This window comes from Ekhidna sp. (assembly GCF_040220215.1).
Lineage (GTDB): Bacteria > Bacteroidota > Bacteroidia > Cytophagales > Cyclobacteriaceae > Ekhidna.
The window spans coordinates 135,257-154,749 of record NZ_JAVJTR010000019.1 but is presented as its reverse complement, the minus strand read 5'-3'; the positions used below and the strand labels follow the sequence as shown (position 1 = coordinate 154,749).

The 19,493-nt window shown below is 40.6% G+C and carries 17 protein-coding genes; 9 read left to right on the top strand and 8 right to left on the bottom strand.

From position 1 onward, the window contains the following. The first annotated feature begins 244 nt into the window (after window positions 1-244). Window positions 245-2,257, top strand: a complete 2,013-nt coding sequence (locus RIC88_RS13525; RefSeq protein WP_350218080.1) for a tetratricopeptide repeat protein — start codon at window positions 245-247, stop codon at window positions 2,255-2,257. A gap of 2 nt (window positions 2,258-2,259) precedes the next feature. Here RIC88_RS13525 and RIC88_RS13520 read toward each other — a convergent pair whose 3' ends face one another. Together RIC88_RS13520 and RIC88_RS13515 are read right to left on the bottom strand one after the other, a co-directional pair. After that, window positions 2,260-2,877, bottom strand: a complete 618-nt coding sequence (locus RIC88_RS13520; protein ID WP_350218153.1) for a deoxynucleoside kinase — start codon at window positions 2,875-2,877, stop codon at window positions 2,260-2,262. Window positions 2,878-2,910: 33 nt separating this feature from the next. Then, a complete protein-coding gene (locus tag RIC88_RS13515) occupies window positions 2,911-3,504 on the bottom strand; it encodes an acyltransferase (RefSeq protein WP_350218079.1) in 594 nt (197 codons plus the stop codon). A 90-nt stretch (window positions 3,505-3,594) separates the two neighbouring features. Between RIC88_RS13515 and RIC88_RS13510 the strand changes: the two genes are divergently transcribed. Both RIC88_RS13510 and RIC88_RS13505 read left to right on the top strand, forming a co-directional pair. Continuing rightward, window positions 3,595-4,128 carry a hypothetical protein gene (locus RIC88_RS13510; RefSeq protein ID WP_350218078.1) on the top strand — a complete coding sequence of 178 codons (534 nt, stop codon included), beginning with the start codon at window positions 3,595-3,597 and terminating at the stop codon, window positions 4,126-4,128. A gap of 114 nt (window positions 4,129-4,242) precedes the next feature. Further along, on the top strand, window positions 4,243-4,749 hold the full coding sequence (locus RIC88_RS13505) for a hypothetical protein (protein ID WP_350218077.1): 507 nt from the start codon (window positions 4,243-4,245) through the stop codon (window positions 4,747-4,749). Here RIC88_RS13505 and pcaF read toward each other — a convergent pair whose 3' ends face one another. Then, a complete protein-coding gene (gene pcaF, locus RIC88_RS13500) occupies window positions 4,750-5,955 on the bottom strand; it encodes a 3-oxoadipyl-CoA thiolase (protein WP_350218076.1) in 1,206 nt (401 codons plus the stop codon). It abuts the gene before it with no gap. A 162-nt stretch (window positions 5,956-6,117) separates the two neighbouring features. On the opposite strand from pcaF, the gene carB reads away from it, so the two are divergent. Together carB and RIC88_RS13490 are read left to right on the top strand one after the other, a co-directional pair. Beyond that, entirely contained in the window at window positions 6,118-8,934 is a 2,817-nt protein-coding gene (gene carB, locus RIC88_RS13495; protein WP_350218075.1) for a carbamoyl-phosphate synthase large subunit, read from the top strand. Between the two features lie 11 nt (window positions 8,935-8,945). Further along, window positions 8,946-9,194 carry a DUF4834 family protein gene (locus RIC88_RS13490; RefSeq protein WP_350218074.1) on the top strand — a complete coding sequence of 83 codons (249 nt, stop codon included), beginning with the start codon at window positions 8,946-8,948 and terminating at the stop codon, window positions 9,192-9,194. Here RIC88_RS13490 and RIC88_RS13485 read toward each other — a convergent pair whose 3' ends face one another. Beyond that, complete coding sequence (locus RIC88_RS13485) at window positions 9,195-11,153, bottom strand: tetratricopeptide repeat-containing sensor histidine kinase (protein ID WP_350218073.1); 1,959 nt, start codon at window positions 11,151-11,153, stop codon at window positions 9,195-9,197. Window positions 11,154-11,290: 137 nt separating this feature from the next. On the opposite strand from RIC88_RS13485, the gene accD reads away from it, so the two are divergent. The 4 genes from accD (at window position 11,291) to RIC88_RS13465 (ending at window position 15,272) form a co-directional block, all read left to right on the top strand. Beyond that, window positions 11,291-12,130: an acetyl-CoA carboxylase, carboxyltransferase subunit beta gene (gene accD / locus RIC88_RS13480; RefSeq protein WP_350218072.1), complete on the top strand. Its 840-nt coding sequence runs from the start codon at window positions 11,291-11,293 to the stop codon at window positions 12,128-12,130. A gap of 127 nt (window positions 12,131-12,257) precedes the next feature. Then, entirely contained in the window at window positions 12,258-13,553 is a 1,296-nt protein-coding gene (gene nqrF / locus RIC88_RS13475; RefSeq protein WP_350218071.1) for an NADH:ubiquinone reductase (Na(+)-transporting) subunit F, read from the top strand. Window positions 13,554-13,723: 170 nt separating this feature from the next. Then, window positions 13,724-14,062, top strand: a complete 339-nt coding sequence (locus tag RIC88_RS13470) for a hypothetical protein (protein WP_350218070.1) — start codon at window positions 13,724-13,726, stop codon at window positions 14,060-14,062. 70 nt (window positions 14,063-14,132) lie between these two features. Then, the gene (locus RIC88_RS13465; protein WP_350218069.1) at window positions 14,133-15,272 is read left to right on the top strand and encodes a formimidoylglutamase; all 1,140 of its coding nucleotides are present in this window, start codon (window positions 14,133-14,135) and stop codon (window positions 15,270-15,272) included. Here the strand turns inward: RIC88_RS13465 and RIC88_RS13460 are convergent. The 4 genes from RIC88_RS13460 to RIC88_RS13445 all read right to left on the bottom strand — a co-directional run bounded on the left by RIC88_RS13460 (window position 15,269) and on the right by RIC88_RS13445 (window position 19,413). Beyond that, window positions 15,269-15,457: a PspC domain-containing protein gene (locus RIC88_RS13460; protein ID WP_350218068.1), complete on the bottom strand. Its 189-nt coding sequence runs from the start codon at window positions 15,455-15,457 to the stop codon at window positions 15,269-15,271. The genes RIC88_RS13465 and RIC88_RS13460 overlap by 4 nt on opposite strands. 365 nt (window positions 15,458-15,822) lie before the next feature. Further along, on the bottom strand, window positions 15,823-16,833 hold the full coding sequence (locus RIC88_RS13455; RefSeq protein WP_350218067.1) for an ABC transporter ATP-binding protein: 1,011 nt from the start codon (window positions 16,831-16,833) through the stop codon (window positions 15,823-15,825). Beyond that, complete coding sequence (locus RIC88_RS13450; RefSeq protein WP_350218066.1) at window positions 16,830-18,404, bottom strand: ABC transporter permease; 1,575 nt, start codon at window positions 18,402-18,404, stop codon at window positions 16,830-16,832. The genes RIC88_RS13455 and RIC88_RS13450 overlap by 4 nt, the downstream gene beginning before the upstream one ends. After that, window positions 18,385-19,413, bottom strand: coding sequence for an extracellular solute-binding protein (locus RIC88_RS13445; RefSeq protein WP_350218065.1), 1,029 nt, complete (start codon window positions 19,411-19,413; stop codon window positions 18,385-18,387). The genes RIC88_RS13450 and RIC88_RS13445 overlap by 20 nt, the downstream gene beginning before the upstream one ends. Window positions 19,414-19,493: the final 80 nt, after the last annotated feature.

Below are 19,493 nucleotides of genomic sequence, written 5' to 3'. Positions count from 1 at the left end.
CCACCCCTTCACGTCATTCCGGCTTGCCTGCTGTGGTAGGTTTGCGAGGAACGAGCATATGGGAATCTCTAGTGTACTGCTTCTATTCACAAAGATTCCGGTATTTGTCCTTCGCTGCGCTTGTGCAAAACCGGAATGACGAACAGAGAAAAATCGTCATTCCGTTTTCATGTCTGGCCTGTGTGGTGGGTGAATACCGGAATCTTATTTCGTCTTTCGCTTGTCCAAAACTGAATGGCTCTGTATGACTCTACAGAGCAGTGAATACCTGAATCTTTTATATTTTCTCAGTATATTTCCAATACCAACCACCACTTCACCTGTTATGAAACTTTTCAAAGAACTCAATCGCCGGAATGTCATTAAGGCGGCCATCACCTATCTGGTAGTAGCATGGCTAATCTTACAGGTGATTTCGATTGTGTTCCCCATGTTTAATATAGGTACAGGTGTAATGCGCTATTTTTTCATTGCCCTGGCCATTGGATTCCCTGTATGGGTCATTTTCGCTTACCTCTATGAGTGGACACCAACGGGTTTTAAGAAAACCAAAGAGGTGGCACCTGAAGTTTCGGTTCATAAACAGACGGGGAAGCGATTAAATGGAATGATCATCGGGGGGTTGGTGGTAGTGGTTTTGCTACTCATCTCAGATCGTATTTTCAATTTTACCGGAATCTCAGACATTCCAAACCCGGACAAGTCTATAGCTGTTCTGCCATTTGAAAATATGAGTGGGGATGAAGATGCCTACTTTGCATCAGGTGTCACGGAAGATATCCTGACTCATATTTCCAAAATTGGCGATTTGCGGGTGCTTTCGAGATTTACGCTAAAGGAGTATGACACAAAAGGAAAATCTGTAGAAGAGATTGGAAAGGAGCTGGGCGTGGGGTATTTACTAACTGGCAGTATCCGGAAAGCTGGAGAGGATCTGCGTATTTCCTGCCAGCTCGTTCAGGTAAATCCTGAGGAGCAGACCTGGGCGGAGAACTTTGATAAGCGCATGGAGGATGTTTTCGCCATTCAAAACGAAGTAGCTACTGAGGTCGCCAAATACCTGAGAGCACAGCTCACCAAAGAGGAAGAAAAGCAATTGAATAGGAAGCCAACAGAAAGTCTCGAGGCTTACAATCTTTATTTGAGAGGGCTTAGCCGATATCAACAAGAAAAACCAGAGCAAAATGAATTAGCTATTAAACTATTCAAAGCAGCTTTGGAAATTGATCCTAGTTTTACAATTGCTCGTGTACATCTGTTAAGTGCATATTCAAAATCGATTACTCAATACGGCTTGAGATCCTATACGCTTTATGATTCCATGCTGGAGGCGTCAAAGCAGCTGGTAAAAGCTGATCCTGAGTCCTCGGAAGCATTAAGTAATTTATCGTATAACTACCTGATTAAAGGGGACTTCAATAAGGCTATTGATCTAAGCGAAAAAGCCATTCGACTAAATCCAAATGATTCCAAATCCATTAATACTTTAGGGCTGTTGCTCAGAAACCAGGGAAAAATTGATCAGGCCATTCCTTTGTTTAAAAAAGTGAAAGAGCTAAATCCGTTGCGATTGCAAGTTTACAATTATAACCTTGGGACCTGTTATGAACTCTTAGGCATGTATGACATGGCGAATACCTATTTTAATTCTACAATGGAATTATCACCAAATGACCTCATAAACATTGACCGGCTTGCGCATATTTCATTAGTTACAGGTCAGTACGATCAAACGGAAAAGTATATCAATCAATTGTTAAAAGAAGGAAGTCTCAAAGCATTGGATATGGCATGTGAGTTTTCTTTAAATGCCAAATTCCCAATGGGTAAAGTCAAGATGGTCCTTAATAAATTGGTTGATTATCCGAAATATAGTTACCTGGACAATTATCGTGGTACAATGGCACTGGCGTATGTCCTTAAAAAAGAGAATCAGTTAGATTCTTTGAATCGAGTTTTAAATCAATTTTATGAGGCATATTCAACTAAATGGGGACTGGATCACGAAGACGGTGATGTGCTGATACCGTATGCACAAATAGCCGCATTAAGGGATGATAAAGACGAAGCGTTACGATGGGTAAAGAAAATGGTGAATACCGGAAGTATATGGACCTATGAATTGATGCGAAGTGATGTGATCTTAGAAGAAGTAAGAAAAGACCCACGCTATAATCAAATAATGGAGCCTATAACGAAGAAAAGAGATCGTTTGCGCATGAGCGTGAGTGCGCAAGACGATTATGTAAAATTGTAAGCTTAGCTAAACAGTCCGTGCAGCTCGGTATCTATTTTGAAAACGATATCCGAAAAATCTTCCGGGTTTTTCACAAAATCAAGGTCAGTAACATTGATGATCAGCAACTTTCCAGCATCGTAATTAGCGATCCAGTTTTCATAGTGCTCATTAAGTCCTTTCAGGTACTCGATTCGTATCAGGTTTTCATAATCCCTACCCCGCGTCTCAATATTTTTCACCAGCTTGCTAATGTCCGATTTCAGGTAGATAAGCAAATCAGGTGGGTTCACAAATTCAATCATAGAATCGAAGAGTGCCCGATAGTTTCGATAATCTCTTTCTTTGAAATACCCCTGCTTATACAAGCTCTCGGCAAAAATGTAGGCATCCTCATAAATGGTGCGATCCTGAATGATTGTTTTGCTACCCCCTCGTAATTTGTTGATTTGTTCGAACCGACTGTTTAGAAAGTGTATCTGTAAATGAAATGCCCATTTATGCATGTCTCCATAAAAATCTTCGAGATACGGATTATCATCTACCGATTCAAATTCAGCCTGCCAGCCATAGTGCTTGGCCAACATTTCTGTGAGCGTGGTTTTCCCAGCGCCGATATTTCCGGAAACGGCGATGTGCATGTTTTTGTCATTCATTCGAGCAGAATTGGTCGATTATTTTTTGGATTCGTTCCAGGTTTTATAGGCTGCAGATGCGGTTGGCCTATTAGGTTCGACAGACCGCAAAGGTTCGCATTCTTTTAGTGTTTCAAAACACTCTTGGGGTAATTGTTGATAAAGTTTGGTGCCTTCCGTTTTCCAGGCAATCATTTCGTCACTGACCTCTTTTATTTTCTTAGCCGGGTTGCCTACAATCAGGCTCCTTCTCTCAAAAATTGAATCTGCTTTAATAAAGGTTAAAGCTCCAACAATACTTTCATCACCAATTTCTGAATTGTCCATAATTACCGCATTCATACCAACTAAAACATTTTTACCAATGTTCGCACCATGCACAATCGCTCCATGGCCAATATGGGCACTTTCTTTTAAAGTGATAGTGATTCCAGGAAACATGTGGATGGTGCAATTTTCCTGCACATTGCAGCCATCTTCGATCACAATTCTACCCCAGTCTCCCCGTATTGCTGCCCCAGGTCCTACATAGACATCCTTTCCAATGATCACATCACCTGTCACTGCCGCTAATGGGTGAACAAATGCGGATGGGTGGATGACAGGGCGGAGGTTGTTGAAAGCGTAGATCATAGTATCATCTGGACTTTATGGAACAAATGTTAATGTTCCTTGTTCTACTTAAAGGTAAGAATCAACAAAAGTCAATAACCAACGTCGATTATGAAAAGAATACTACTAAGTTTTTGCACAATCACTTTTATAGTGTCTCAATTATCTGCGCAGTTTAATCTGGAGCTCGGTTTTAGCTTCAACTCACCGACATCAGATTTTTCAGATGTTTATGAAATAGGCGCAGGAGCATATTTGGAACCTGCCTACGCAATTAATGAAAATGTAAATGTAGGTATACAGTTTGGTGGTAATGGTTTTGCAGGGAGCGAAATTGGATCAACCTCTGGTAAAGTGGATGCTACCGTTGTAGTACCTGTTTTAGTGAAAGGTAAATATGCATTTCTGGATAGTAAGGTAAGTCCATACCTGGGGTTTGGTACCGGAATGTATTTTGCGAAAGTTGCTACATTTTCTGAATCTGCCTTGGGAGGAAGTGAGCAAAGTGAGGAAAATATTTCTGAATTTGGAATTGCTCCTAGTTTGGGGGTTAACATAGGAAGAACCAACTTGGGTGTAACTTATCATTCAGCTGGTGACATTACATTTCTTCAATTCATCTTGGGGGTCAAGATTATTGATTAAGAGCGAATGAATTATTTAATAGTAAAGCCTTTGTAGATCTCTATAAAGGCTTTTTTAGTGGAGATTATTGAGGGTGAATAAGTTTCAAAAAGACTTACCTCAAAAGTCACCACTATGAAAAACATCACATTCACGCTATTATTCTCACTCTTTTTATGTTGTTCATTATATGGTCAATTAAATGTAGGTGGGTTTCAGCCACACCCACGACAGGTATTTCACTTGGAAGGTGGTGTAGGAGGTGTTATTTCTGAAGGACGTTTTGGAGGTGCATTCTCTATCGAACCTCAGTATACATTTGCAAACAACATTTCCATTGGCTTTGAATTCAATCATAAAAACTTCCAGTTAGGAGACTCAAATGAACCCCATAAGGTGAATTCATTTTCACCCTCGTTTCAAGTAAGAAGTAAAGAACGTCCATTTGCTTCTTATATCGGTGGAAGGTTCGGATACTACCGAATCTACGATATAGATGACACAGATCCACCTTCATTTGGAACCATAGGTGCCGCATTTAATTGCGGCATTTATGCCTGGGTTGTTAATTTAGGAATGGAAGTTTCGGTATATAGACCCTACGGAGGCGCTATGTTTTTATATCTTAAGCTCCAGTTTTAATTATGCTTTTTCCAAAATGACTGCATAGCCCTGGCCTACACCTACACACATCGTGCAAAGTGCATATTTCTTGCTGGTCTTTTGAAGTTGTAAAGCGGCAGAATGAGTAATTCGTGCCCCGGTCATCCCCAGCGGATGACCAATAGCAATCGCACCGCCATTTGGATTGATTCGGTCATCGTCATCAGCCATTCCCAAAGTCCTGGTACATGCCAGCGATTGAGCTGCAAAAGCCTCATTCAACTCAATGATATCTATTTGATCTAAGGTAAGTCCCGCTTTTGCTAAAGCTTTTTTGGAAGCTTCAACAGGGCCTATCCCCATGATTCTTGGCTCTACACCAACAACGGCTGATGAAACAATTCTCGCCAGCGGCTTGAGATTGTGATTTTTGACACCATCTTCAGAAGCCACCAAAACGGCGGCAGCTCCATCATTCAATCCGGAAGAATTTCCGGCGGTCACCGAGCCATCTTTTTTGAAAGCAGCTCTTAGTTTCCCTAAGATTTCCATTGAGGTTGTTGGTTTTACAAACTCGTCCTTATCAAAGATGATTGGATCAGCTTTTCGCTGAGGTATTTCCACAGCCACAATTTCTTCACCAAGCCTGCCGTTTTTCTGTGCCTCTGTGGCTTTCATTTGCGAACGATAGGCGAACGCATCCTGATCTTCCCGACTGATTTTGTGAATCTCAACAAGGTTCTCAGCAGTATTACCCATTCCGTCAGTGCCATATAGTTCTTCCATTTTTGGGTTAATGAATCTCCACCCAAAACTAGAGTCATACATCCTGGCATCTGTTCCAAATGGCTTAGCTGACTTGGAGATTACCCATGGACCCCTTGTCATATTTTCAACGCCTCCCGAAATAAACAAATCACCGTCTCCGGTTTTGATCGCTCTATTGGCATGGATGATAGCTGACATGCCGGAAGCACATAACCTATTTACTGTTTCACCTGGAATAGAATACGGTAACCCTGCAAGTAAAAGTGACATACGGGCAACATTACGATTGTCTTCACCGACCTGATTGGCACACCCCATGATCACCTCATCAATAGCTGTAGGATCCAGATTCGAGTTTCTGCTCATTAACTCTTTTAAAACCAGAGCTCCTAAATCATCCGTGCGCACTGCAGCGAGTGTTCCTCCAAAATTTCCAATCGGCGTACGTATGCCGTCTATAATGTATGCTTCCTTCATTGCTTGTGGGTTATGTTCGTTTCGCAAATATTCAGCCTTCTGGCTTACCTACCAATTAACCTGATTACTAATTAAGAAATTCCTTTGCCACCCATCTTTGATACTTTAATTTTGCCGGAATTTGTTTTAACCTGATTAACTCACAGGAAACATTCTTATCCAATGCCTAAAAACCCAAACATCAAGTCAGTCTTAATTATCGGAAGTGGACCCATCATCATCGGTCAGGCCTGCGAATTTGATTACTCCGGATCACAAGCTTCTAAATCTCTGAGAGAAGAGGGAATCGAAGTGACGTTGATCAATTCAAATCCGGCAACTATCATGACAGACCCGGTTACAGCCGACAATGTGTATTTGAAGCCATTGACCAAGCAATCAATTAGAGAGATATTAGAGGAGCACCCTCAAATAGACGCTGTTCTTCCAACCATGGGAGGCCAAACAGCTTTAAATCTGGCTATCGATTGTGACAAGGCAGGAATTTGGGAAAAATACAATGTGGAGATGATTGGCGTCAATATTGATGCGATTGAGACAACCGAGGATCGCGAAAAATTCCGTCATAAAATGATCGAGTTGGGAGTTGGTGTGTGTGTGGGGGAAACAGCAACTTCGTTCTTAAAGGGGAAAGAAATTGCGCAAGAGATTGGCTTTCCGTTAGTTATCAGACCTTCCTATACTTTGGGTGGTTATGGTGGAGGTTTTGTAAACACTGCTGAAGAATTTGATTATGCGCTGAATGCGGGTCTCCAGGCTTCTCCGATACATGAGGTACTTGTGGAGCAAAGTATTTTGGGATGGAAAGAATATGAGCTTGAGCTTTTAAGAGATAACAAAGGGAATATCATTATCATCTGTTCGATTGAGAACTTTGATCCGATGGGCGTGCATACCGGGGACTCCATTACGGTAGCACCTGCCATGACACTTTCTGATACGGTCTATCAAAAAATGAGAGACCTTGCGAAAAAGATGATGAATGGAATTGGACATTTTGCCGGAGGGTGTAACGTTCAATTTTCAGTTCACCCGGATACTGAAGACATAATCGGAATCGAGATTAATCCACGGGTATCACGATCATCGGCATTAGCATCAAAAGCAACAGGTTACCCAATAGCGAAGATTGCTGCAAAGCTGGCAATCGGTTACAATCTGGATGAGCTGAAAAATCAAATCACGAAGACAACATCAGCATTTTTCGAGCCTGCAATTGACTACACGATTGTAAAAGTTCCTCGATGGAACTTTGATAAGTTCAAGGGGTCAGATCGAAAACTTGGTCTTCAAATGAAGTCCGTAGGAGAGGCGATGGGAATCGGTAGAAATTTCCAGGAAGCACTTCAAAAGGCCTGTCAGTCATTGGAGATTAAGCGAAATGGTTTGGGTGCAGATGGAAGAGAACTGAAAGATCAGGAGGCCATTTTATATAGTCTTGAAAATCCAAGCTGGAATAGGCTCTTCCATATCTATGATGCATTTAAACTAGGAATTCCATTCAAAACCATTCATAAACTGACCAAAATTGATCCGTGGTTTTTAAATCAGATTGAAGAGCTGATAACGCTGGAAAAAGAGATAGGAAAGTATGATGTGAACTCGATTCCTAAGGATCTCCTCATGGAGGCCAAACAGAAAGGTTATGCCGACCGTCAAGTGGCGCATTTGCTCGGCTGTCTGGAAAGCGAGATATACAAGAAAAGAAATGACCTAGGAATCAAGCGGGTTTACAAACTGGTTGATACATGTGCGGCTGAGTTTGAGGCACAGACTCCTTATTATTACTCAACTTTTGAAGAAGAGAATGAGTCGATTGTTTCCGATAAGAAAAAGATTATAGTCCTTGGATCTGGACCCAATCGAATTGGTCAGGGAATTGAGTTTGATTACTCATGTGTCCATGGTGTATTGGCGGCAAAAGAGTGTGGCTATGAAACCATCATGATCAACTGCAATCCTGAGACCGTTTCTACCGATTTTGATGTAGCTGATAAGCTTTACTTTGAGCCGGTATTCTGGGAACATATCTATGATATTATCCTCCATGAAAAACCTGAGGGAGTTATTGTTCAACTAGGGGGTCAGACCGCCCTAAAGCTAGCTGAGAAACTTGAGCGATACGGAATCAAAATTCTAGGTACAAGTTTCGAAGCACTCGATCTTGCCGAGGCTAGAGGCAGATTTTCAGATCTTTTGAAAGAACAAAATATTCCTTACCCACTTTATGGCACCATCGAGAATGCGGAGGAAGCTGTTGAACTTTCCAAAAAATTAGGTTTTCCGTTGCTGGTCAGACCAAGTTATGTACTGGGGGGGCAGAGCATGAAAATTGTAATCAACGAAACGGAGCTCGAGCAGCATGTGGTAGAAATTCTCAAGGACAAACCAGATGGGGAGATTCTTTTGGATCACTTCCTTGAAGGAGCCATTGAAGCAGAGGCAGATGCCATTTGCGACGGAGAAAATGTGTATATCATTGGGATCATGCAGCACATTGAACCTGCCGGCATCCATTCTGGTGATTCATATGCGGTATTGCCACCATATAACCTTGGGGATTTGGTCATTCGCCAGATTGAAGATTACACCAAAAAAATTGCTATAGCGTTGGAAACGGTTGGCTTGATTAACATCCAGTTTGCGATAAAAGATGACAAGGTGTACATCATTGAAGCGAACCCAAGGGCGTCTCGTACGGTACCGTTCATTTGCAAAGCATACCGTGAACCGTATGTAAACTATGCAACGAAAGTTATGCTACGAGAAAAGAAAGTGACTGACTTTGATTTTAAGCCTTACAAGAAAGGGTATGCAATCAAAGAGCCTGTTTTTTCTTTCCATAAATTCCCGAATGTGAACAAGGAATTGGGCCCTGAAATGAAATCCACAGGCGAGGCGATCTACTTCATTGATGACCTGATGGATGATTATTTCATGGAAATCTACGCAGAACGAAACTTGTATTTAAGTCGATAGGTTTAATAGGCATGTTGAAAGTAATAATCATATTAATTCTGATTGGTTACGTCTGTTACAGAGTGACCAATTTTATTTTTTCAGGAATTTTCCGTGGTTTCACGCAGCATCAGCAGTTTGGCCGACAAGAGCAATATCAACGTAGTTCCAGGCGAGCGCGAGATGGCAACCTCAATATCGACAAGGTGCCCACCGGCAAATCGAATAAAGATAAAGGGTTTTCTGGGGGTGAATATGTGGATTACGAGGAGGTGAAGTGATTAATCGAGTATGGGTTTTAAGGTAAACTTAAAAGTTGTCCCACTCCCATCTTTACTCTCAACTGACATTCTACCTCCGTTTTTCTCTACGAATTCTTTGCATATAATCAAACCAAGTCCAGTACCATCTTTATCGGTAATCGAGTCTTTGTTAAATATATTTTCCAATTGGCTGCCTGTCATCCCCTTTCCATTGTCAATCACGGAGACTTCCAAAAGTTGATCAACGAGTTTTGTCTTAATTGAAATATCCCCTTTAGGCTTAGTAAACTTGATTGCATTAGAAATGAGGTTTCTGATAATAGAGAACAGCATTTTATAATCAGCGTACACTTCGACATCAGTTGGAACCTCATTTTTAACATTCAACATTTTAGCGTCGATTGCCCCCTGAAATAGCTCGGTTGTTTCATCAACAATGGACTTTAGCTTAATTTTCTCGGGGTTAAATCGAAGATTTCCTGATTCAGTAATGGACCATTCAAGTAGATTTTGGAGTAGGTCCAGTAGTTTATTAGAAGTGGTATCCAGTTGAGAAATAAAAAGATCAACCTCATCTTCCGGCATTGATTTATAATTTTCTTCGAGGGCATGAGCAATAGCTTTAAATGCGCTCAATGGATTTTTAATATCATGCGCGATCATGGAAAAGAGTTTGTCTTTAGTCTTATTGACAGCCCTGAGCTGATTATTTATCCTAATTCGCTGACGATATAAGTAGTATGTGATGGAGCCAATCAGAATGAACAAAACTGCGATGATTCCAAGAAGCAGATTTCGAGTCTGAGCTTGTTGAAGTTCGAGTTCTCTAATTTCCTGGTCTGCACTCAATCGTTCAATCTCATTTTCTTTTTTTTCAGTCTCATATTGTACACTCAGTTCCGAAATTCGATCGCTTACTTCTTTACTTCTAATGGAATCATTTACAGCCTCCCGAAGTTCTATCCAGTCATAAGACTTACCGTGATTTCCTTTCGCTGACTCGATTAGGGATTGCATCATGTATGCATTCGGCAACTGTGATTTGAAGTTATATTTCATGGAAACTTCAATCCCCCGATCTACATATTTTTTTGCCAAGTTGATTTTTCCTTGCCTAAAATAGATGCTTGATAAAGTAATCAGACTGGATATTTGCGGATCTCTGTCCCCAAATTTCTCCGCCAATTCTATAGCCTTTAAAGCGTTTTCTGCCGCTTTATTGAGTTCACCATTTTCGATTAAAATTTCAGTAGTATTGACATAATTGTAGATGATCTGAGAGGTGTCATTGCTTATTAGCAGCATTTCTAATGCTTCCTGATTATACTGATAGGCTTTATCAAACTCACCTAGTGCCCGATAGACTATAGCCAGAAGATTGGCAGAATATGAGATGTTTTGGTTATCGCCTAGTTCTTCATAGATGGCTCTGGCTTCCAAAACTTTTACAAGTGCAGCTTCATAATTCTTAAGTTCAAAGTAAACTCCGGAAATATTTGTTAGAATATCTGCATACCATTTTCTATTGGGAACCGCATCAGCATAATCCAATGCACTTAGAAAATTCTCTAATGATTGCTCCAGGTTTGCTGTAATCCTTGAAAGATTTCCAAGTCCGTTATATGCACTGGATATATAAGCGCTATCTCCGCTGGACAAACTTGCTTCTAATGATTTATTAAAGTAGTATTTAGATGAATCTATTTGCCCCAGCATCCCATGACAGACACCCATCTTATTTGAGGCCATTATTTTACTCTGGCTTGTTGCAGTTTCAGATAAACGATACGCTTGTCTGGCATATACAATCTTATCATTTGGGTTTTGAAATTCATCTGTAAGGGCAGTCAGCGCCTCAATTTTTGTATTAGGGTCATCCGATGACACTATGACTTGATTTAGGCTATCTACTTTATTTTGTGCAAAAACTGCAATCTTTAGAAAAGCACAAAAGCTAAGGCTGGCAATAAACTTCATGGCGGTTGGCTTCCTCTTTTAGAGTTATCTTCTTTCTGATTTTCAGTAATTCAATTTAGCAAAAATGACAGATTGTTTTATTGACACCTTTTACCAATTATCATTTAGCTTTGCTAATTCACTGAGAAAGAATTCGAATGGCGTGGTTTAAGCGACAAGACAAAGGAATACTCACCAAGACAGAAGATAAGAAAGAAGTCCCGGACGGACTCTGGTATAAGACCCCAAGCGGCAGCATTATCCACATGCGAGAGTTGAAAAACAACTCGTACGTTTGTCCGGATGATGATTATCATGTCAGAATTGGTTCAAAAGAGTATTTCGAAATACTGTTTGATAATAACAAATTCACTGAGCTGGATGCAGACCTTTCATCAGGCGATCCGCTGAAGTTTGAAGACTCCAAGAAATACCCCGATAGGATAAAAGCAACCCAGAAGAAGACCGGGCTAAAAGATGCTGTTCGTAGTGCAACAGGCAAAATGAACGGTATCTCTATCGTGGTTGCATGTATGGATTTTGCCTTTATTGGCGGCTCCATGGGCTCAGTGGTTGGAGAAAAGATTGCAAGGGCAATTGATTATTCCCTGAAGAATAAAATTCCATTCCTGATGATTTCCAAGTCTGGAGGAGCAAGGATGATGGAAGCAGGTTTTTCATTAATGCAAATGGCTAAAACGTCAGCTAAGCTTGCGTTGCTCTCCGAAGCTAAAATTCCTTACATCTCACTGCTGACTGACCCAACTACTGGTGGGGTTACTGCTTCATATGCGATGCTGGGTGATTTCAATATTGCAGAGCCTGAGGCGCTCATAGGGTTTGCTGGACCCAGAGTGATCAGAGAGACGATTGGAAAAGATTTACCTAAGGGATTTCAAAGTGCTGAGTTTGTTTTGGATCATGGGTTCCTTGATTTTATTGTCGATAGGAGACAATTAAAGTCACGACTAACCATGCTATTAAAAATGTTAGATTAAGACAACATTTTACGAAAACAAAGTGTTAGAGAAACAAGGACAAAAAAAGGTTCTGTTTATCGGTGAATATGGTTTGTCAGATAAACTATATTTGCCCTGATTTTTAAATAAAAAAGGTTTTAGACATATGTCTTCAATTGTCATTACTTCAATCATCGCCTTCACGGTTTTAATCCTTTTATTGGTATTGATACTGTTATTGGCACAGTCAAAATTGGTTCAGTCAGGTCCTGTTAAAATCACGGTGAATGGTGATTCTGCAAACCCGATGGTCACACAAGCTGGATCCACCTTGTTGTCTACCCTATCACAGAAGAGCGTATTCCTTCCATCAGCATGTGGTGGAGGTGGTACGTGTGCTATGTGTAAGTGTAAGGTAATTGAGGGTGGAGGAGATGTGTTGCCAACAGAGGTGGGCCACCTTAGCCGCTCTGAGCAGAAGGAGAATGTTCGTTTGGCATGTCAGGTAAAGGTGAAGAATGATATGGAGATTGAAATTCCGGAAGAAATCTTCGGAATTAAGAAATGGGAAGCTACTGTAGTTAGAAACTGGAATGTGGCATCTTTCATTAAAGAATTTGTTGTGGAGTTGCCGGAGGAGATGGATTATGAGGCTGGTGGATATATTCAGATTGAAGTGCCAAAATGTGAAGTTGAATTCAAAGACATGGATATCACAGCTCACCCGGAGGAGCATGACGATCCAAATAAATTCCAATTGGAATGGGATAAATTCGGACTTTGGGATTTGAAAATGAAGAATGATGAAACAATCGAGCGGGCTTACTCGATGGCTTCTTACCCTGCGGAAGGCCGAGAGATTATGCTGAACGTTCGTATCGCAACCCCACCTTGGGATAGGGCGAAGAATGGTTGGATGAATGTTAATCCCGGTATTGCTTCATCTTACATCTTTGGGCTGAAAAAAGGCGATAAAGTAACCATTTCAGGTCCTTATGGAGAATTCTTCATCAATCCTTCGGATGCAGAAATGCTATATGTAGGAGGTGGTGCCGGTATGGCGCCAATGAGATCGCACCTTTATCATCTATTTAAGACATTAAAAACCGGTCGAAAAGTTACTTACTGGTACGGGGGTAGATCGAAGCGTGAACTTTTCTATCTTGATCATTTTTACCAGTTGGAGAAAAATTTTCCAAATTTCCAATTCCATGTAGTGTTATCCGAGCCACTTGAAGAAGATAACTGGAAGGCTAAGAGCAGCATGGAAGATGAAGGAGATGGATTTACAGGTTTCGTACACCAGGCTGTTATTGATCATTACCTAAGCAAACATGATCAGCCGGAAGAAATTGAATTATACTTCTGTGGACCTCCATTGATGAACCAGGCCGTTCAAAAAATGGGAGAAGATTTTGGAATTCCTGACGAAAACATCAGATTCGATGATTTCGGAGGATAAATAACTAAAGAATTTAAAAATGATAGCCTTGTAGCAATGCAAGGCTATTTTTATTTTCCGCATACCCAAAATACGCGTTTCACCTATATGTAATTCAGTATTTCACTCCTTTATTTCGGCGTTTGAATTTGCAATTTTGTGTAGAATTCAATCAATAAAAACACAATAAAATGCCAAAGTTCATCCTAATTCTCGCGCTGGTTTTTTCTGAAAACGCAATTGATAGCCCTAAATCAGCAACTACCATTGAAGCCCTGCCAAGTATTGAATTTTCAGATGCAGCATTGGATTTTGAAAGCGGTCAGCCCGTATTTTCTAAAAATACTACAGCCACTTTGAAGGTTGGAACTGCTGAAGACGTGAAGATTTACATCAACAATGAAGTTGAAACGCAAATAAATAATTCTCAGGTAGATCTCACTTCCCTGATCGAATTTTCAGAGGGCACCTATACTGTCTTGGTAAAAGGTGAAAACTTTGAGGAAGCGTTTGGGTTCACGATAAGATAAAATTTTAACCAAGAGCCATAAAAGCCTAGCAGTGATGTGAGGCTTTTTTGTTTTGGCCTAAATTAGCTTCATGGACTTAAAGCTTTTCTTCGATCCCATCGATATAGATGAGGACAAGGCACCAGCCTCTTTTCAATCTTCTATCTATATAAACAGACATAAAATGCCTGATCATGAAGGTATGGACATTGCGCTTATAGGACTTTGTGAGTACAGAGGTGAAAATGAAAAAGCGGATTCTAATTCTTCAAACGAAGTAAGAAAGCAATTATACAATTTGAAGAAAGGATTTGGTGACTATGGAATTATAGATCTCGGCAATTTCAGGAATGGACCAACATTAGAAGATACGTATTTGAGACTGAAGGAAGTTTGTGCTTATTTGATGGAGAAGAGTATCATTCCTGTTTTATTTGGTGGCACTCATGACCTTGATCTCGGTCAATATTATGCCTATGAGTCGAGCGAAAAATTAATTTCGGTGCTAAATATTGATAATCAACTGGATCTGGAGGATGATAAAATTCCATCTCAGAATCACATCAATAAAATATTCAAGCACAGTCCAAATTACCTTTTTAGTTATTATCACTTAGCCTATCAAAGCTATCTCACCAATCAGAAATCTATTGAGCTTTTGGAACAGTTGTCGTTTGAGTCGGTAAGGCTTGGAATGGTAAAGGAGAATATCAAAGACATTGAACCAATTGTACGTGATGCAGACATGATGTCTTTTGATTTGTCTGCTTTGCAAAGTGCTTACGCACCGGGTGCAAGCAATTCAAAAGTTTATGGCCTCACTGGAGAAGAGGCTTGTCAGCTATGCTGGTATGCCGGTCAGAATGAAAAGATGAGTTCAGTCGGGTTATATAACTATGATGCAGCACTGGATTCAGATGATCGGAGGACTGCCTTTGTCATGGCAACAATGGTCTGGTATTTTATAGAGGGATACTATCATCGGAAGGGGGATAAAAACTTTAAATCGAACGATTATCTTATGTATGAGGTCCATCTGGGTGGCGATCCTGAGACCATTCGATTCTATAAAAGTAAACTTTCAGAAAGGTGGTGGATGGAAGTGCCAAACCCTGAAGCAGAAGGTCTTTTTAATCGTAATCGGATGATTGCCTGTAACTACAGCGATTATGATTTGGCACTTAAAGGCGAGCTTCCGGATCGCTGGATGAATTTTTATAATAAGGTTTAATACCTCTGTGGGATAATAATCCAGAGGATGATGTATACCAAAAGTCCGGGGAATGCTGCACTTACAATTGACAGCACCAAATATGCTACTCTAACCAATGTAGGATCCCAACCAAAGTAATCTGCAATTCCGGCACATACGCCTCCAAGCATTCGATCATTAGATCTGAATAGTCGTTTTGTCATTTCCATTCTTGTTTAGTTTAAAGATGTAATTTTTTTATGAATTTCTTTAAAACTGATCTTACTGATTTGGTCTAAGAGGGTTTGGGGCTCGATGGTTTCTACCGTATTAGTTTTGGTCGGATTACTCAATAAGTCAGCTGAGTACAATGACTTAGCATTGAGCGTAAGCAGGCATGCCAGTAGAATACCCAAAAGAATGAGCAATGTACGATTGAATTTAATATTTGTTCGGTTGGTCGACATTTGATATTCTTATACCCAAAGGCCATGCCAAACATCTTAACTAATTGATTATCAATCAGTTGTAATTAACTACGGATTTGTCAATGTGCAGATGCGAACACTGTAAAAAAGAAGATCGTACACTAATTGAAAATTTGAATCTGGTCTTCCGGAACTTTTAAAAAAATAGTTTCTCCGATCTCAACAGGGCACCTTTCAGTTTCGAGGCTGATAAATTCATGTGTGCTTTCATTCCCAATTTTCAATACATCGTGTGGACCCTTGAATTCCTTTTTTATAACTCTGCCTGAAAGATTATAATCATTCGCAGTGCTAATCAGGATGTTTTCAGGACGCATAAATATTTGGAAGTCGCCAGTTCTGTCGTTTATAACCTTAAGCGATCCAAAAGATGTTTTGACAAGATTGTCTGAAATATTTTTAGCGTTAATAATCACGCTTGCCCCAAAGAAATCAGAAACATAGGGCGATATTGGTTGCTTATAAACTTCTGATGGTGTGCCCACCTGCTGAATTTCACCATGTCGCATCACCACCAGCTTGTCCGCAATCAAAAAGGCATCTGAAGCCTGATGACTTACTAAAATAGTTGTGATTTGCAGCGAGCGTAGAAGATCAAAGATTTCTTCTCTGATTTTTGCTTTTAAAAGTTCATCGAGACTACTGAATGGCTCATCGAGGATCAACAATTTAGGATTGATTGCCAGTGCTCTGGCCAGCGCAACTCTTTGCTGCTGACCGCCTGAAAGTTCATGAGGATATCTTTGTTCGAGCCCTTTTAGTCCAGTCATCTGCAGCAACTCGGTCAGTCTTGTGTTGGTCTGATCTTTCCTTTTAATCGCATAAAAAATATTGTCTTTGACCCTTAGGTGAGGGAAGAGCGAAAGGTTCTGGAAAACAAACCCAAATTGTCTTTTTTCAGGCTTCCAGTTAGTGATGTCTTTGTTATTCAAAATGATAGAACCACTATCCGGTTCCTCTAAACCCGAAATAATACGTAGGAGCGTACTTTTCCCACACCCACTTTCTCCTGTAAGGGATAGAATCTCTCCTTTTTTCACTTCAAGAGAAACATCTTTCAATACTTTGCTTTGCCCAAAGGTTTTATCGATATGTTCGACGCTTAAGTTCATTTGCGGTGCAAAATTCTATTCAGGTAGTAAACGGGAATTGTGCTCGCAAAAATAATCAGAAGGCTGGCAGAAGCAGACCTTGGAGCCATTTCATCCTTCGCATATTGAAAAGCGTTTGTAGCTAGTGTTTCGTAATTAAATGGTCGTAACATAAGCGTAATCGGCAACTCTTTTGCAACATCCACAAAAACCATGATGAGCGCGCCAACAAGTACAGGTTTTAAAACCGGTAGATGCACCTTCAACAGGTTCCTCAAAGTATTACTGCCAAGAGATACAGCAGCATCATCAATTTCCCGCGGTATTTTTTCAAATCCGGATTCTATTGAACCATAGCCGACAGCAAAAAACCTGACCGTATAGCCGAAGATTAAAGCAATCAATCCTGAGTAGATAAGATTCGGATTTATCATAAGTATACAGGCCACTATACCAATAGCAATCACAGCACCGGGCATTGCATACCCTAACATGGGCAGCTTGGTAATGGTTTTCTTAATTCCTTGTTTATTAACAAGCCGGAATGTGTAAACAAGCAGAATGGACAATGCAGTAATAATAATACTTGACAGAAAGCCGAGTAATGCAGTATTGCCTGCCAGCATGGCAAGTTCAACCCAGATATTCGGAGCATAAGCGAGGATAAACCACCAAAGAAGCTGAGCGACAGGTATGATGAATCCTGCAATAACTGGAATAAGGCAAATGGAAAATATGAGCCATTTATGCTTTGGCTTAATTCTGGAAAGTGTGCGCTCTGCTTTGTCATGAGTCACCTTCTTTTTTCGATTGGCACTAAACTCGATGATTAAGAGAATGACGACAAAAGTGAGCACTACCATTGATAGGAAGATAGCGGTAGATAAATCCCCAAGTGCCAACCAGGATCTGAAAATTCCAACGGTAAAGGTGGGAATGCCGAAGTAGGTAACAACCCCATAGTCATTTAGGACTTCCATAATTACCAAAATGAGTCCGGCGAAGATGGCAGGCCATGCCAGTGGCAATACCACCTTTCTAAAAGTCTTATTCATTGATTGCCCCAAAGATCTGGAGACCTCTATTAAGGAAGCAGACTGCAGCAAAAAGGCAGATCTTGAAGTGACATAAACGTATGGATACAGAACCAGGCTCATGACCAGGATTGCTCCTGTATGATTCATGATATCCATGTACAAATCAGTGCCAGCCCACCTCAAAAAGATTCTTATTGGGCCTGCATAGTCAGTTAGCCCGACATAAGCGGTGGCATTGATAAATGTGGGGATGGATAGTGGAAGAATAAGAACCCATTCGAATTTTCTGCGAAATGGGAATTCATAAATGGTAACAAACCAGGCAGTACTAACTCCTAAAACAAGCGCTAAAAGAGAGGTGCCAATCACTAAAATAGAAGTATTCCAGAGATACAAAGGCAATAGGTTGCTGGCAATATGCCTTAGATTGGAGGTGTCCAGCATAAATGAACGACTCGCTACAAGAACCAGAGGAAGCAGGATTGCTGCTAATACAAGGTTTGTAGCGAGTCGCCAGAAAAGATGTTTTGGTTGCTTAATTCCAGCCAGCTTCATCAAATATTTTTATTGCTTCTTCGAGCAATGCCGGATTTGTAGCATACTCCAGATCATCAATTTTAAAGTCACCCCATGCGGCTACTGTAGAATCAGGAGCTACATTTTTATGAACCGGGTACTCAAAAGAAGTCAACGCATAGAATTTCTGAATTTCTTCGCTTGTAAGGAATTCAATGAATTTGATAGCATTGGCTTTGTTTGGTGCGTTTTTAGTTACTCCAACACCGCTGATATTGATATGTCCGCCACGGCCATCCTGGTTTGGAAAGTAAATACCAACACGCTCACCAGCCATTACTTCTTCAGGGTTTTCTGAATTTAATAAAAGACCAACGTAGTAGGTGTTCACAACTGCAATGTCTCCAATGCCGGATGCGATCGCTTTGATCTGATCACGGTCACCACCTTTTGGCTCACGTGCCATGTTTTCTACGATTCCATTGGCCCATTCTTGTGCTGCTTCATTGCCATTTTCATGAATGATAGAAGAAAGAAGCGATTGATTGTATGAGCTGCTTGAAGAACGGATCAAGATACGATCATTCCATTTTTCACTTGCCAAATCCTCGTAAGTAGATAGTTCAGAAACATCTACATCTTCCTTGTCATAAGCTATTACCCTAGCTCTATAGGTGATAGCGTACCAGTTTTTATCAGGATCAACAAAACCATCCCGATTGTTGGTATTGGCTTCCGCGGCTTGCAACAATCCCAGCTCTTTTGCACGGTTAAGTTTCGCGGCATCTACGGTGATTAACACATCCGCCGGTGAGTTTTCGCCCTCCATTTCCAATCGGCTGATTAGCTCATCTGCACCTGCTTTTACCAAATTAATTTTTATACCGGTTTCCCTAGTAAATCTTTCAAAAGCCTCCTTATCCGCATCATAATGTCTGTGGGAATAAACATTCAGAACTTGCTCTTCAGTTGAAGATTCTCCTGTCTTCTCTTTACCTCCGGTACAGGCTATAGTTAGTGTGAGTAATAATAGCTTTATATATTTCATAGTCATTTGATTTTGGGCAAATCTAATTATTTAGAATCAATCTAAATAAAGTTTTTGGGCACAAAAAAAGGTACCTCCTC